Annotated in this window: 16 protein-coding genes; 8 read left to right on the top strand and 8 right to left on the bottom strand. The window is 54.4% G+C overall.

Features of this window, described 5'->3' with window-relative positions:
- Nucleotides 1–194: 194 nt before the first annotated feature.
- The 6 genes from HUO07_RS02170 to HUO07_RS02145 all read left to right on the top strand — a co-directional run bounded on the left by HUO07_RS02170 (nt 195) and on the right by HUO07_RS02145 (nt 5,968).
- Complete coding sequence (locus tag HUO07_RS02170; RefSeq protein WP_176302188.1) at nt 195–653, top strand: hypothetical protein; 459 nt, start codon at nt 195–197, stop codon at nt 651–653.
- A gap of 2,031 nt (nt 654–2,684) precedes the next feature.
- Nucleotides 2,685–3,545 carry an ABC transporter substrate-binding protein gene (locus HUO07_RS02165; RefSeq protein ID WP_246286426.1) on the top strand — a complete coding sequence of 287 codons (861 nt, stop codon included), beginning with the start codon at nt 2,685–2,687 and terminating at the stop codon, nt 3,543–3,545.
- Nucleotides 3,542–4,288, top strand: a complete 747-nt coding sequence (locus HUO07_RS02160; RefSeq protein WP_176302187.1) for an ABC transporter permease — start codon at nt 3,542–3,544, stop codon at nt 4,286–4,288. Before HUO07_RS02165 ends, HUO07_RS02160 begins: the two co-directional genes overlap by 4 nt.
- Nucleotides 4,285–5,094, top strand: a complete 810-nt coding sequence (locus tag HUO07_RS02155; RefSeq protein WP_176302186.1) for an ATP-binding cassette domain-containing protein — start codon at nt 4,285–4,287, stop codon at nt 5,092–5,094. The genes HUO07_RS02160 and HUO07_RS02155 overlap by 4 nt, the downstream gene beginning before the upstream one ends.
- 95 nt (nt 5,095–5,189) lie before the next feature.
- The gene (locus HUO07_RS02150) at nt 5,190–5,561 is read left to right on the top strand and encodes a hypothetical protein (protein ID WP_176302185.1); all 372 of its coding nucleotides are present in this window, start codon (nt 5,190–5,192) and stop codon (nt 5,559–5,561) included.
- Nucleotides 5,561–5,968 (top strand): c-type cytochrome, encoded by a 408-nt coding sequence (locus HUO07_RS02145; protein WP_176302184.1) that lies wholly within the window; start codon nt 5,561–5,563, stop codon nt 5,966–5,968. The genes HUO07_RS02150 and HUO07_RS02145 overlap by 1 nt, the downstream gene beginning before the upstream one ends.
- Here the strand turns inward: HUO07_RS02145 and HUO07_RS02140 are convergent, their stop codons facing one another.
- From HUO07_RS02140 to HUO07_RS02105, 8 genes are all read right to left on the bottom strand, one after another.
- Entirely contained in the window at nt 5,969–6,778 is an 810-nt protein-coding gene (locus tag HUO07_RS02140; protein WP_176302183.1) for an ABC transporter permease, read from the bottom strand.
- Complete coding sequence (locus tag HUO07_RS02135) at nt 6,775–7,551, bottom strand: ABC transporter ATP-binding protein (protein ID WP_340162483.1); 777 nt, start codon at nt 7,549–7,551, stop codon at nt 6,775–6,777. Before HUO07_RS02135 ends, HUO07_RS02140 begins: the two co-directional genes overlap by 4 nt.
- Nucleotides 7,548–8,588, bottom strand: a complete 1,041-nt coding sequence (locus tag HUO07_RS02130) for a PQQ-dependent catabolism-associated beta-propeller protein (protein ID WP_246286424.1) — start codon at nt 8,586–8,588, stop codon at nt 7,548–7,550. Before HUO07_RS02130 ends, HUO07_RS02135 begins: the two co-directional genes overlap by 4 nt.
- Complete coding sequence (locus HUO07_RS02125) at nt 8,573–9,826, bottom strand: ABC transporter substrate-binding protein (protein ID WP_246286412.1); 1,254 nt, start codon at nt 9,824–9,826, stop codon at nt 8,573–8,575. The genes HUO07_RS02130 and HUO07_RS02125 overlap by 16 nt, the downstream gene beginning before the upstream one ends.
- A gap of 45 nt (nt 9,827–9,871) precedes the next feature.
- Nucleotides 9,872–10,504: a hypothetical protein gene (locus tag HUO07_RS02120; protein ID WP_176302182.1), complete on the bottom strand. Its 633-nt coding sequence runs from the start codon at nt 10,502–10,504 to the stop codon at nt 9,872–9,874.
- Entirely contained in the window at nt 10,501–11,349 is an 849-nt protein-coding gene (locus tag HUO07_RS02115) for a quinoprotein dehydrogenase-associated putative ABC transporter substrate-binding protein (protein ID WP_176302181.1), read from the bottom strand. The genes HUO07_RS02120 and HUO07_RS02115 overlap by 4 nt, the downstream gene beginning before the upstream one ends.
- A 59-nt stretch (nt 11,350–11,408) precedes the next feature.
- Nucleotides 11,409–11,897: a c-type cytochrome gene (locus tag HUO07_RS02110; protein WP_176302180.1), complete on the bottom strand. Its 489-nt coding sequence runs from the start codon at nt 11,895–11,897 to the stop codon at nt 11,409–11,411.
- A gap of 152 nt (nt 11,898–12,049) precedes the next feature.
- The gene (locus HUO07_RS02105) at nt 12,050–13,882 is read right to left on the bottom strand and encodes a methanol/ethanol family PQQ-dependent dehydrogenase (RefSeq protein ID WP_176302179.1); all 1,833 of its coding nucleotides are present in this window, start codon (nt 13,880–13,882) and stop codon (nt 12,050–12,052) included.
- A gap of 339 nt (nt 13,883–14,221) precedes the next feature.
- Here HUO07_RS02105 and pqqA point away from each other — a divergent pair, with 339 nt between their 5' ends.
- The gene (pqqA, locus tag HUO07_RS21990) at nt 14,222–14,293 is read left to right on the top strand and encodes a pyrroloquinoline quinone precursor peptide PqqA (protein WP_176302276.1); all 72 of its coding nucleotides are present in this window, start codon (nt 14,222–14,224) and stop codon (nt 14,291–14,293) included.
- 152 nt (nt 14,294–14,445) lie between these two features.
- Nucleotides 14,446–15,375, top strand: a complete 930-nt coding sequence (gene pqqB, locus HUO07_RS02095; RefSeq protein WP_176302178.1) for a pyrroloquinoline quinone biosynthesis protein PqqB — start codon at nt 14,446–14,448, stop codon at nt 15,373–15,375.
- Nucleotides 15,376–15,438: the final 63 nt, after the last annotated feature.

Here is a 15,438-nt window from a genome sequence, read left to right as displayed (position 1 = left end):
GGGATTAGACGGCGAGTGCCCCTTTTTTCGAAAAACCCCGTCAGCCGACAGGTGCAGAGGTCCTTCTCAAGCGCCGTGGTCGGCCCTTATTTTTTGATGCTGCGTTCTGGCCTGGTGCGCAGCTTCAAGCCCTCATCACCCAGCCGGGGGCGCGTTGCTTTAGCCAGGCTCCTTTATGTTTGTGGAGATACCGCGTGCCAACTCGACCACCTCCGCTCTTATTTCCCTCCGCTCTTGATCCGCTCGCATACGTTATCGGCTTTGGTAAATGCGTAATGCTGGCGCGATTAACCTCCGATCGCCCGCTTCACTTCCCGCCTATTCGCTGTCTTGATGAGAACCACTGGCTGGCGGCTGTGCTGGGAATTGACGATGCCACGGAAGCCTGCAAAGTGATGGCAGGCCGCCTATGGGCTCCACCCTCAGCCCGTGATTTGCTGCGCCCAATCAACGCCAGAATGGTGCTCGAGTATTGCGATATTGCCTCACCCATCCCAGAGATAGCAGAACTGACAGATATGACGCCGCGCAAGGTTCATCTGCTGCTTTCGGCGGTGGCCGTGTGGTACACCACCGGCGATCTGGAAGCAGCCGCCGATTTAGCAGAAGAGAGCCAGTGGTTTATGTCGCTATTGCTCAATAAGAAGTGCTGACTTAAGCGCCCCGCGTGCGCGTGGGGGATGGGATGTCCCGCTTCAGGACACCCCTGCAATGGTCAAGCGCCCCGCGTGGGGGATGGGCATTCAATCAGCGCAATTTTGCGCTCAGTACAAAGCGCTCCGCGTGCGCGTGGGTGGATGGCAGTCCCACAGTCTGTGTAACCGCAATATGGCAAGCGTCCCGCGTGCGCGATACCGGAATATCTGGTAACGCTGTCACCAATTTAGAGACACTGTCTCTAAGCTAGAGACAGCATCCGAGCTAGGGCATGTTGCCCTGACTTAGGCCTAACTGGCTTCACTCAAGCCAAACCGGACTTGCCCGCGTAGGCGTACAAGTGACTCACAATCACTTGTAAAAACTAGCCGCGTGCGCGTGGGCGATGCCTTTCCCTCAGTCTGAGTAAAAGCAAAGTGACTCAGAGTCACTTTTAAGCGGTGTCCGAAAATCGGACTTCGGTCTCGTGCGTTGATCCCGCGCCCGCGTGGGTAAGTATGAGCCAGTTATAAGCGAGTTATGAGCCGATCTAAGTGACGCACTCGCTAAGGGGGCATATATGGGGGCATGTTGTGATAGTCGTTAGCGGAATACCGCTATCGGTGTGGTTTTCAGAGGGCTTTGTGAGAGACTGTCCCTCCGCCACATATAACGATTAAGCCGCTGATTTTCAGCGGTTTTTTTGTGCCTGTAATTTAGTCAGCCCATACTTTGGTTTTGATCCTAGTGAGCAGAGCTGAATCTTTTTGGACGCTGGCTCCTCTCCAGCATTTCTGGTGCATTCCAATGTTTCCTTCTCGTACTAATGTTCATGATGGGTGACAGCCGCTATTCCTTCAGATATTGCCATCTTAAGAATCATGAGAAACAGCTGGTGGCTGATAATGACCGAGGCTGTATGAAAACGTTTGGAGCGCCTCACTCTGGTCAAAAATCAATCAATATTGGTGCTATCTCGCAAATTCTGAAGTAGTTGCATGGTAAAAGCTTGCTCCAGATTTCACATACAAGTTTCTCCCTCAGGACAGCCCGGGTATTTTCACACAGCTTCTACCCATAGCGGACAATCCATCACTGATGAAAGCCTGATCCTGTATCCTACGTTGGCTCGAGCATCGAGCAGGTGGCGAGTTGGCTGCGATCAGGGTAAGAGTAAAGAAATCATCAGAATCGACCATCTGCGCGAGGTCTGTGATCTTTGTCGCTAGGATGGCGATGATATCGCGGCGCTCTTCCAGCGCCATGATAAGCCCACTCAGAATGTGTAGACATGGCTAACGACATGGTACGGGTTCATAGACTGGGATTATGTCGTGAAAATAATGCGCTGCTAGAGATCCAGTGCATTGGCGATAACAGTTGATGCTCAGGGGGGGCTGCTCATTGGTGGACGTGGTGGGCAACGCCTATGATGGCAAACACTTGGTGCTGCAGCTGCCAAATTTGCCTGCGCTCGACCTTCATGACTTAGAATCATCGATTTCTTCGGTGCTACCGACTCAGCGCTGCCCCTGCGAGGCAACATACCAGTCCTGACGTTGGAAAATACCTGGGGCATGTGTAACTTCGCACTTCACTGTATTACTTTGATATAGGCGCAGCGCGATGTCGCAGAGTACCAGGTCGACGCGCCCGGCATCCCGATAGCGTCCTTTCCGCTCTTGTTTCACTGGGCACGTCCAGTGCGCGTGCAGAAGTCGATGAACGTACCCTAGGATATGGTGAGGGATAGGCGCTTGACGCCCTCTTCAATAAGGAGCCAAGTGTAGTGGTTCTAGAGCTGATACTAAAGTCGGCTACCGTTGGTCATCATTTGCCCTCTAACTGTAGACATCGATAACAATAAACCAAGGGACGAACTAATTATGTATGCTGCAGTTCACCTTGTTAAACGAGCATGCTGGTGGGGCAGGCTCGGCTGCCTGGTCGGTCTGTTGCTAATGGTTGGTCTGATACCTCAGACGAGGGCCGAAGAGCCCTTGTCGCTGCGTGTCGGAGTGCTGAATTTCGGAACTGTCAGTTGGGAAATGCACATCATCGGAGCCCACCAATTGGATAAAAAGCGTGGGCTGGACCTGGAAATCGTTCCGCTGGCTTCCGAGAATGCCCTGGCCGTTGCGCTACAGGGAGGGCGTGTGGATGCTATCGTCTCCGATTGGCTATGGGTGGCGCATCAGCGACAGGCGGGCCGCAATTACCAATTTGCACCTTATTCCTTATCGGTCGGGGCAGTGATGGTTGATCCCGCGTCCGGCATCGACACACTCCAAGACTTGCAGGGACGTCAGTTAGGCATTGCAGGCGGCCCGTTAGACAATACCTGGCTTCTATTGCGGGCATATGGGCAGCGGATCGCCGGTATAGATCTCGAAGCAGTGGTCGAGCCCACTTATGCGGCACCGCCCATGATTAACCGCCTTATGCTTGAGGGAGACCTGTCGGTTGCGGTCAATTTCTGGCACTACAACGCTCGACTCGCCGCCTCGGGTATGCAACCCCTCATCAGCGTGGAAACCATGCTCGACGAGCTCGGCATTGAGACGGTGCCGCCCTTGTTGGGATGGGTCTTCGCTGAAGAGTGGGCCGACGCGCAGCCGCAAACCTTGGCACGGTTCCTTGAAGCTAGCTATGAGGCCAAGGCGATCCTTGCCGACTCCGACGAGGCGTGGGAATCCTTGCGAGGGATGGTAAAACCGGAAAACGAGAAGGTGTTCGCGGCCATCAGAGCGGGATATCGAGCTGGTATTCCCAAGCATTACGGCCCCGCGCAGATCGAGGCGGCTGAGCAGCTCTTCATAATTTTATCGGAACAAGGGGGCGATCTTCTTAGCGGTGATCTACGCGGCCTGGATAGGGCTATCTTCTGGGATGGGTTTCATCTGCCATGAAGTCACGAAACTGGCTGCTGCGTACGGCATCACTACTCGTGCTGGTGGCTCTCTGGTGGATCGCTGCGCTGATTGCCGACTCTTTCGTACTGCCCAGTCCTCAAGAGGTGTTGCTCAGCTTCTGGTTGCACACCTTGAGTGGAGAATTGCCTTATCACCTCGCCGCGACATTGGGGCGGGTCGCGGTAAGCTTCCTGCTTGCAATGAGTATCGGGGTCGCCATCGGTATCTTCATGGGCCGTCATCGGCGCCTGGATATTGCTCTGGATGGGGCGCTGGTGCTGGGGCTCAATATTCCCGCACTGGTCACCATCGTGCTCTGCTATATCTGGTTTGGCTTGACGGATGTCGCGGCGGTCATTGCGGTAGCATTGAACAAGATTCCCACGGTGATCGTCACCGTTCGCGAGGGCGCGCGTGCCGTGGATAAGCGCTTGCTGGAGGTGGCCCAGGCGTATCGTTTGACCCGGTTACATACGCTACGAAAAATCTATCTGCCGCAGCTATATCCCTACCTGATGGCGGCAGCACGCAGCGGTCTGGCGTTGATCTGGAAGATCGTGTTGGTGGTGGAGCTGCTTGGCCGCAGCAATGGCGTGGGCTTCCAATTGCATACGTATTATCAGTTTTTCGACATTACCAGTATTCTGGCATATACCCTCGCCTTTGCCGGCGTTGTATTATTGATCGAAGCGGCACTCATGCGCCCTGTGGAGAACCGCTTGACGAGGTGGCGTCAGTGACAGGTCTCGAAGTACGAATCGATGAAAAGCGCTTCAATGGCAAGGTCGTTTTGCGTGGTCTGGAGTTCACCGCTCGGCCAGGGGAGTTTCTAGCGCTGGTCGGGCCTTCAGGCACCGGTAAAAGCACGCTGTTAAATCTGATCAGCGGTCTCGATCACAATTTTACCGGATCGGTGAGTTGGGATGGAGAAACGCTTTATATGCCTGGGGAATCACCCTCACAACTGGGCATGATGTTCCAGGAACCACGCCTGATGCCTTGGCTGAGTACCCTGGATAATGTGCGTCTGGTATCCCAGAGTCGTGATGCGAGCGTTGTACGAAATGAGTCGCAGGTGACCGCCAGGGCGGTGGAATTGCTTCGCGAGGTGGGGCTGGGCGATAACCTGAATACCTGGCCGGGACAACTTTCCGGCGGCATGCAGCGGCGAGCGGCGTTAGCCCGTGCATTCATGGTCTCGCCCCGCTTGCTGCTGTTGGATGAGCCTTTCGTTTCGCTGGATATGCCCACCGGCAATCGCCTTCGCGAATCGTTACTCGCGCTTTGTCAGCGGCAACGACCGTTGGTGCTATACGTGACGCATGATTTGCGTGAAGCACTGGCGGTAGCGGATCGGGTGCTGTTCTTGTCGGGCCCCCCGGCTCGCGTCATTCTCGATTATCGGGTTGAGCTGGCCCACCCTCGCCAACTGGAGGGCCCTGCTGTCGCCCAGCTACAGCAGACACTGTCCGCGCAATATCCTGACTTGCTATCGGGTCTAATCGAGATATCTTTATCAAGTGAAGGAGACTCGCCACAACACTAAAAACCATGCCGCATGCAATGGAAAGAAAAACGGTAACTGCAATAACTTGGAAGGCTGTACGCCTTCTTTCATTGGGCTGAACCAGAGGTAGGGCTATGTATAAAAACAACGCCAAGCACGTAGCAAGAACAGGCCTGCTCGCGCTCATGACTTACATTATGCTGGGCCTTTGCTTATCGTCACACGCTGTAGCCAACGATTTTCCGACAGAAGCACGAGTGGATTATGTGCTGGGCTGCATGGCGTCGAACGGACAAACTTATCTAGCGATGCAGAAGTGCTCTTGTAGTATTGATGTCATCGCCGAGCAGATCCCCTATGACGAATACGAAGAAGTGGAGACCATCGTGCGTATGCATGAGACGCGCGGTGAACTAGGCGTGCTGTTTCGCACTGACAAGAGCCTTGAAGAGCAGCTTCAGAATTTCAGAAGCGTACAGGCCGATGCCAGCTTACAGTGCTTCTAATGTTCAGAATTCAGTTAATGTTCAGAATTCAGTGGGCCATAACACTAACTCTGCTCTGGGGAATGACCGGTCACGCTGCCGCGCAGGGCAATCAATCGGCGCTGGAGGAGGGACAACGGGTTTTTGATAAACAGTGCGGCGGTTGCCACTCGATACAGGCCAGAGTGCAGCGTGCCGGCCCGAGCCTGTATGGTGTCGTTGGGCGCTCTGCTGGGAAATTGCCGGGCTATGAATTCTCAACGGTGCTACGTGAGGCAGATTTCGTCTGGACGCCTGAAATTCTTGATGTTTTCCTTCAGGATCCCGCTGCCATGCTTCCCGGTTCCTTCATGGTGTTCTGGGGCCTGGGTGACCCGCAACGTGAGCAAGTCATCCGCTATTTGAAATCTGTGTCTGCAGAGGAGTGATTACTCGCCCGCGCCGCCCTTGCGTGCACTCATCCCGTGTGCCGGGTTATAGCCCAGGATCGCCAACCCTAGCAGTACACAAGTTGCCGCCAGGGTGATTAATACTGCCTCGATATTGAGTTGCTCATAGAGTGCGAAGCGGATCATTTCCACGGCATAGGTAAAAGGGTTAAGCGCCGCAAGCTGATAGATAAGATAGCTGCCTTCGCGGATGCGCCAGAGTGGATAGAGTGCCGATGAGAGGAAAAACATCGGGAAAATCACGAAATTCATGATCCCGGCGAAGTTTTCCAACTGGCGCACGAACGTTGATAGCAACAATCCTAATGCACCGACCATAAAACCTGTCACTATCAGTGTCGGCAATACCAGCACATAACCCAGCAGTGGCGCTTGAATGCCATAGATATAGGCGATCAACAAGAACACATAGACTTGTACGATGGATACAAAAGTGCCTGCCAGTAATTTACAGACTAGCAAGAACCAGCGCGGGAAGGGGCTGACTAACAGCACTCGCATGCTGCCCATTTCCCGGTCATAAACCATCGATAATGAACTCTGCATACCATTGAAAAGTTGGATCATACCCACCAGGCCTGGAACGATATAAACCTCATAAAGGATATAGGTCTGATAGGGCTCGGTCATGGCAACGCCCAGCGCCATGCGAAAACCTGCTGCGAATACAAACAGCCACCCCAAAGGCCGCACCAAGGCTGCTACGAAGCGGCTGCGCTGATGGACGAAGCGCAATAGCTCACGGCCTACCACTCCCGACATGCAGTGCAAATAAGGCAGAAGGCTCATCCTGGCTCGCCTCCAGTCAATCTATCGAAGGCCTGGCCGATAGTGTCAGTTGCTTGCTGGGCGTTGATCTCGCTGACGCTGCCATTGGCACGAACTCGTCCTTTATCCAGCACAATGACACGATCCTGAGGATAGACTTCATCAATCAAGTGCGTTGCCCAGAGCACCGCCACCCCCTGATCCGCGCACAGCTGATGGACATGTTCCACCAGGGCGCGGCGTGAGGCGATATCAAGCCCCACCGTGGGCTCATCAAGCAACAGCAAGCGGGGTTGATGTAGCAGCCCACGAGCTATTTCCACGCGTCGGCGCTGTCCCCCCGACAGATGCCGTACCCGCTCATTCAGGCTGTCCCGCAGGCCGACGCGGCTGATTTGTTGCATAGCGCGCTCGCGCGCCACACGGCGGTTCATGCCATGCAGCGCTGCGTGATAGACAAGGTTCTGTTTTACGGTCAGATCCAGATCGAGGGTAGGCTGCTGAAAGACCACCCCCATCTGGGCATGCGCTTGCACTGAGTGCTGGCGTAGATTAAAGCCGCCGATCTCGATATGCCCTTGTCGGTGATCATAGAGGCGCGTGATCAACGAGAACAGCGTCGTCTTGCCGGCGCCGTTGGCGCCGAGGAGTATCACCAACTCGCCGGCCCCAAGGGTAAAGGAGACGTCCTTGAGCACCGGCTTGCCGCTATAGCTGAAGCCAAGGTCGCGCACATTCAGTGCCGGTGGTGAATCGGAATGAGTGTGCGCACTGGGTTTCAATTCATGACTCACGGTTCGACGACCACTCCCCAGGGAAAGCGTCCCACGGGCACCGACTTGATCGCTTCTAAGCCATCCACGTCGATGACCGTCACATCGCCGCTAACACCATTGGTCGTATATAAACGGCTCTCGTCTTCATTGAGTGCTAGGTGCCAGACGCGTTGACCGACCAGAATATAATCGAGCACTTCGTAGCTCTGCTGGTCAACGACCGCTACTCGATTCGACGGCCCCAGTGCGACGAAGGCATAGCGGCCGTCAGACGTCATGGCAATACCTACGGCCTGGACGGTCTCTCGCGGGACACCGGGAACATCGAAACGGATCGTATGTTCGACATCAAAGCTCTCCTGCATATCGATGACCGACACCGTGGCGGCAATTTCCGCCGAGACCCAGGCTTCTTTGCCATCGGGGGTGAATTCGGCGTGACGCGGACGCGCACCTACCAGGCGATGGTAGACCGCTTCACGTTTCTCGGCGTCGATGATATGCGCCATGTTGGATGTCTCGGTGGTCGCGATCAGCCATTTGCCGTCGGGACTGATACCCAGTCCTTCAGGCTCGACGCCGACCGGAATTTGATCAACATGAGTGCGTTTTTCATAATCGAGAATCGAAACGATGTTGTCATCTTCATTCGAGACATAGATATAGGGCTTATTGGGATCGGTTCGAATGACCTCTGGATCTTCGCCGGAAGCTTGGCTGCGTACGACGTTCAGTGTCTCCAGATCGATCATGTCGATCGCTTCGTCATCTCCCACCGCGACGAAGAGTTCACTACCGTCGCTGCTGAACGCCATCGCCCGTGGACGCCGACCTACCTCGATGGTTTCGATCACTTCCAATGATTGTGCATCGATGACAGAGATGGTGTTGTCTTTCTCATTTGAGACGAAAATGCGTTCTGCATGCGCTGAGAAGGGCGTTAGAAACAGTGCCGCAAGTGCAACACTCTGTAAGCCTTGCTTGAGCATTTTTTTGCTTCCCCGAATACGTGGTTCTAATGATTTCTTATCACTGTGAATCACTGAATGTTGCATTGTGACTCCCCTTCATCGACGCCCAGTGAATCCAGTGGGGAACGCGGGTGCAGGTAACCTTCCTGCGGAGAAACCGAGGCGACCATACGGGGCCCTGTTACCAGGATTGGCTGGCGCAGCTGGTGGTTCCAGGTGCGGTAGCTCACCGGCAGGCCGAGATAGCCGGCCAGTTCGAATTCATCACTGAGCATATAGTCGATGACCGTATCGCGGTCTACCGAGCCGGTGCGTGCCGCAGCTTCGCCCAGTGAGCGTACTGCGATCCAGGCAGCATAATCATGCGGTGTCATCCAGCGCTCGGCCTGCTCCTCGAACCGCCGCTGTAGTTGTACGGCGCCCCAGGATTCATGAGTACGGTGCCAGGCGACAGCCTTCAACCCCTGGGTACCGACGACTGGCCTGGGTATCTCGGTCTGGTAGGGGAAGTATTCACCGAAGTAATCATTCTCATCGGCGATAACCACCACATCATGCTGTGGCAGGTTCTGCATGAACACCGGGATTTCTCGTTGTATGGCGTGAAAACCGCCTTCAGCGCGCCGGGACATGGGGTCGTGTGGCCACATCCTCTCTTCAACGATATTGTGACCGAAGCGCTGGGCTGATTCGCGAAGTGCCTCCGCCAGGAGTTGGTCTTCATCGGTGTTGCCTCGCACCAGTACCCAGTCCTGCCATTGCTTGTAACCCAGGAACTGGGCGAGCGCGTCGGTCAACATGCGCCGGCTGGGCGTGGTGTGAAAGACATTCGCCTGACATTCTTCATCGCGTAAGGTATTTTCCTGGGCAAGAGTATTAAAGACCACACGCTCTTCCAGCGCCGAGGATTCCAGTACCTGACGCAGGGCCTTGTCAGGCAGACCGCTTATGATCCAGTCTGCTCCTTGTTCGATAAGTGATTCCAGACCCGCCAGGACTTCTCCTTGCTCCGCAACGATAGACTCAACCAGCACGAATTCCTGACCGAGGAATTGCCCGGTGGCATTATTGTCATTGACCGCAAGTCGCGCACCTTGTACGCCTTCGTCATCGATAACTGGGTCAAGCACCGATAACGGTTCGATATCCGCAGGGCGCTCGATTCCCAGATAACCCAAGGTGATCGTCTCAGTTTCCTGCGAAGAGGACTGCGCCAACGTCACGGTCGACCAGACAAGCAAGCTGCTCAGCAGCATCAGACGAGGAATGTTTGATAAATAACCAGCTTGTGCGGTTAGAACATCGGAAGTTAAGTGCTTCATTTTCGCTCCTATGCGTTGTTATTATTTGCCATGATTTGCTGGCCTTTACATTGCTGCATCAATGACACGTACCATCCTGGAAAGCCTCTCCTCGAGTAAGTAAGGCTTTTCACATAGCGCCGGCAACGCCTGTTGACGCATCGTGAAAGTGCGACGCTCCCAATGCAGCTCCTCTTCCAGGCGGGCGGCTTCTTCTTGCTCGACGCTAGAGGAATCCCGCGCTGCTTCCAGGTCGTCAACTAACTCGGAGACCTGCTCCAAACGTGCGACCTGAGCGCGAGACGCACTACGGATCTTCTCGATGGTGCGGCTTCGTTCGTTATTGATTTGTTTGAAAAGCCCAGAGAAAAGTAGTGTCAGGCGCTGTTCATCGGGGTTGCTGACCGCGATGAATTCCTGGATGTACTCAAGTGCCTGCTCTTCGCTGATGGTCATGGTCGTTGCCAGACGTACGGTGCGTCCGATTTGTTCGTCCTCCCACCATTCCTGTTCCAGTTCATCGGGCGAGGGACCCGTCCATAGCGTTCCCCAGGCAAGCTCGGGGATCAGGCGCTGCACACAAGGCCAGTCCGGCGGGCCCGCAGCGGCACGCTGTGCTTGGGCATTAACGGGAAGTAGCAGGATAAGCAGCGTGAAGCCCAGGGTGAAGCTCAACGGGCGCAGGTTGACTAAATTCATTCTGAGTCCCTCGCACCTTCATCAATAAGCTGACCATGGCGATCCAGTAGCGGCACGTTATAGTCGGCTAGAATAGCGTTGATATCGTCCTGACGCCGATCGATAAAATCATTGAGTGTGTCCTTCCATTGAGGCTCACCGTGTCTGATTCCCATGGTAATACGGTATTGCAGGTGGGCACCGGTGGTGTCATCGACAAGCGGTATGACCTTCAGGGCAGGCTCCTGCTGCGCAGCATAATAGCCGGCGATCGGACCCCAGAGAACGGCGCCCTCAGTGATGCCGGCAACGATATCCTCTATCGCATCCTTGACTGGCGCTCTTACGCGAGTATCGACCTGCAGCGGATAGCCCTTGATGCTAGCGCCTGCTCTGCGCAGAGGGACGACCGGTGGCGTTTCAGCGATCACACCGATGCGACGATCCTGCAAAGAGGGGTCGTTCAGGCTGGTAATTTCGATATCGGAGCCTTCAGGCACGATCAGGGAGTAAACGGAGCGATAGTAGGCATTGCTGCCTTGTACGAACTCATACCCGGCGGCCACGCCCATAATGACATCGCAAACACGTAACTCGAGGGTATTGCGGACGAAACCCATGATTTGCGGTGCCCAGACATACGTCAGTGGGTTGCCCATGTCCTCGGCCAATAGCTGCGCGATGCGGTTCTCAAAGCCCTGCTCCTCGCGGTTAGTAAAGGGCAGGTTGTTACCATCGGCACAGACACGAAGATGCTCTCGTTCATCACGCTCGGGCATGTCAGCCGAAGCACTGTTCACACCAGTACCGATAAGGCCAAGCGTGGTGGCTGTGACGAAGAGGGCCAGACGGATGGAGTGGGGCATTAATCTCTCCAGTGGAACAGGGGCGGAAGATAGTGAATGAAGCGCAGTAGCAGTAGCCGTTAACCCTCTTCCTCATTTAGCATTTCTTCGATGACTTTTGGCCGGCCACGACCCAGCTCGCCAGAAGCGCGTGCCTTCAGATAGCTATAAATATTACCGATGTTCGATATGACGCTGGGATCTTCTGCGAAGGATGGCATGACACGGCCGGGCTGAATCTGAAGGCCTCCGGCGATAGTGCTGGCAATTTCCGCAAAGGAGCGGCGTTCTGCAGCCTTGGATAGGCTGGGAGCAAAGGATGAGCCCAGCGCGTCAGGTCCATGGCAGGCCTGACAATGACGTGTATAGGTAAGATAGCCTTGGTAGGTATTCGGATCGACCTTGCCGTCTTTGACGATGAAACTGCCTGGTTCTTGACTCGCTTGTTGTTCAGATGGGGCCTGGTTATTTACATTCTGGTTATCTGCCGAGGCCGTGGTGATGCTAAGGGCCAATACTGCGATACTCAGAATACCGATATGCTTGGAGCGAGATTTCTTGTTTAACATCTTTCACCCTAGGTCAGAAACCGTGTTGTAGTTATTGCTTCATATAACGCTAATGTCGAATATTGTGGTGCGCAATATTCTTAAAGATGGTTCTTAACGGTTCCCGCCATGGGGCTGATAGCCGCCATGACGGGAGGAGGGGGCAGGTGCTTTTAGGTATCGCTATCGGGTAATGCGAATACCGTTAGAATGCCACCTAGCTTGGTATATTCATCCAGCCCGGAGAAGGCACTGACGGCACCGAGTCCCTCTTCTGGATTCTCCAGACCCGCAGCGAGACCGATACCCGCCCATCCACCTACGCCGGAGAGCACGCCGATATACTGCTTGCCGTTATGCCGGAAGGTGTTGATGTTGCCGATAATGCCGGAGGGGGTCTTGAAGCGCCATAGCTCTTCGCCGGTTTCGATATCTACTGCCTTGATATGGCCTTCAAGCGTGCCGTAGAAGGCCAGATTGCCAGCCGTGGTCAATGCGCCGCTCCACACCGCGAAACGCTCATCGACCTCCCAGACGACTTCACCTTTGACCGGATCCCAAGCGATAAAGCTACCCATTCGACCTTCCATGCCACCTTCTTCAACCGGGGCCGGCATCATGGTCAGGGTCGCACCGACATAGGGTTGACCTGCGACATAATTGGTTTCAAAGGGCTCATAGTTCATGCAGATGCGGTTGATGCCAGCGTAGATCAAGCCGGTATCAGGCGAGTAGGAACTCGGCTGCATGTTCTTGGCACCCATTGCCGTGGGACAAATGTCGGTTGTATTGACATCGACACCCTGGGCAAACGTGCTGAACTCATCGTTAACCACCGGACGGCCGGTTTCCATGTCGTAATGGGATGCCCAGTTGGTCTCAGGAGCATACTTCTCTGCGACCAGCAGCTCACCCGTCTCACGATCAAGCAGGAAGCCAAAACCGGTACGGTCGATGATCGCCAGTCCTTTACGCTGTTCTCCATCGATTTCAATATCGATCAACTGGTTCTCGTTGACCCCGTCATAATCCCATTCATCGAAGGGTACCTTCTGATAGACCCACTTCACCTCGCCGTTGTTGGGGTCACGCGCGAAGACGGTAATCGCCCACTTGTTGTCGGCCGGCTCGCCATCGACGGTGCGCTGCTCGGGATTCCAGGTGCCGGGGTTACCGGTGCCATAGTAGATCAGATCGAGTTCCGGGTCGTAAGTAATCCAGCCCCAGGGAGCGCCGCCGCCGCGCTCCCATTCACCTTCCGGCCACGTAGTTAAGCCGAGATCGGATTCACCGATGGGTTCGCCCATCATTAGGGTGGTTTCGGGGTCTATCAATACATCATCGTCGGGGCCGTTGGAATAGCCGCGCCATTCCCTTTCGCCCGTTTCGACATTGTAGGCTGTCATGTGGCCGCGAATACCGAACTCACCGCCACTGATGCCCATGATGACCTTGTCGTGTACGACCAGCGGCGACATGGTGTTGGATTCACCGATGGTATGGTCGCCATTGCTGGCATCCCATAGCAGTTCACCGGTCTCGGCATCCAGAGCGATTAGCGTGTTGTCTGCCTGACCGAGGAATAGCTTGCCATCTGAATAGGCTAGGCCACGGTTGACGGTATCACAGCACATAACGGGGATGACGCGGAAATCCTGATCGGGTTCATAGGACCAGATAATTCTGCCTTCGTCCTCAAGATCAAGAGCAAAGACTTTATTGGGGAAGGGGGTGTGAATGTAGAGGCGTCCATCCCCGACGTATAACGGTCCGCCTTCGTGGCCGCGTAGTACGCCGGTGGAGAATTGCCATTGAGGCTGTAACTGCCCAACATTCTCACGCGTGATTTGATCTAATTCGCTGTATCGATGACCCTGGTAGTTGCCTAGCTGAGTTGCCCAGAGGTCAGGGTTTTGTTGAAGCTCGAGTTGGTTCTCGTTGGCCTGAGCCATCGAGATGGCCAATAGCCCTATAGTCGCTATGGCGAGGCGCGTTTCTGGAAGCATATTGTTATCTCCACTTAAGTTGCGTCGCTCAATCCAGTAACGCAACGTCTTGTTTTTATATTTTTCCTAGCAACACTTTGAAGGTTTAGCACAAGTTGCAATAATAACCACGTCAGGTGGTGCGAATTAAAACGAGTTAATGGTCAAAACACTTTTGCCATCTGGTGCATAATCGTTTCATCTTGTCGCTAGCCCGCGTAAACGCTGAGGTGGGCCAGGATTATGGAAGGCAGTAAGACGCCGGTGTGTTAGAACGAGACCTTAGTAGTAATGTGATTTTGCCGGAAACTGCTTTACTTAGGGTGCATTCAAATAAACAGACTGTTCTGGGAGGCTAGTATGTGGACAAAGCCAGCTTATAAAGATCTCCGCCTCGGTTTTGAGGTAACTCTTTATATATCTAATCGCTAAAACAGGATTGCTAAGCTAGGGGAGAGCGGGGCGTACCTATTTGGACGCCCCGTTTTTCGTGGAGTTGTTAAAGTTGATAAACCGGTAGCACTTTTTTTGGTGATTTTTAGTCAATTGAAGTAATAAAGTTTGTGTTTATTAAAGGGAAAGACATGCAGATACTGGTATTGGGCGCGGCGGCGGGGGGCGGCTTCCCGCAGTGGAACTGCAACTGCTCCAATTGCCATGGGGTGCGCAATGGCACCCTCATGGCACAGAGTCGCACTCAATCGTCGATAGCCATCAGTACGGATGGTGAGCGCTGGTTATTATGCAATGCTTCACCGGATATTCGTGCCCAAATTGCCAATAATCCTGAGCTTCATCCGAAGCGGCAATTTCGTGACACGGGGATTGCAGGGGTATTGCTGGTCGATGCACAGATCGATCACTCCACTGGACTCTTATCGCTACGGGAAGGGTGTCCGCTGGATGTTTGGTGCACGCCGAACGTCCATCAGGACCTGAGTACCGGTTTCCCCCTATTTCCCATGCTGACGCATTGGCAGGGGGGGCTGCGTTGGCAGCCTATCCCTGTTGATGAAAGCCAGCATGAGGCACGCTTCAAGATTGAACCGTGCCCCGGCTTGACCTTTACGGCGATAGCCCTGGACAGTAATGCTCCGCCTTACTCGCCACGCCGTGGTTCACCTACGCCAGGTGATAATATCGGTCTGCTGATCGAAGACGAAAGCAGTGGTGCCTCGCTATTCTATGCGCCGGGGCTCGGGCAGCTTACCGAAAGCGTACGTGCCTGGATGCAGCGTGCTGATTGTGTGTTGGTAGATGGCACTCTCTGGCACAACGATGAACTGCAGCGGAGTGGTGTCGGCCAGGCGACCGGCACGGACATGGGTCATCTCGCCCTGAAAGGCGAGAATGGATTGCTATCTGAGCTTGATCGGTTGCCGGAGGCAACACGCCGCATCCTCATTCATATTAACAATACCAACCCCATCCTCGATGAATCCTCGCCCGAGCGGGCGGTACTGGACAAACGCGGTATTGAGGTTGCCTACGACGGCATGAAGTTCACATTATAACTATAAGAAGACTTGATTCGAGCGGCATTGCTCATTAAAAGCTGCTTGATAACAGAAGGCATG

The organism is Vreelandella maris, assembly GCF_013371085.1.
Taxonomy (GTDB): Bacteria; Pseudomonadota; Gammaproteobacteria; order Pseudomonadales; family Halomonadaceae; genus Vreelandella; species Vreelandella maris.
This window is presented reverse-complemented; position numbering and strand designations above follow the sequence as displayed.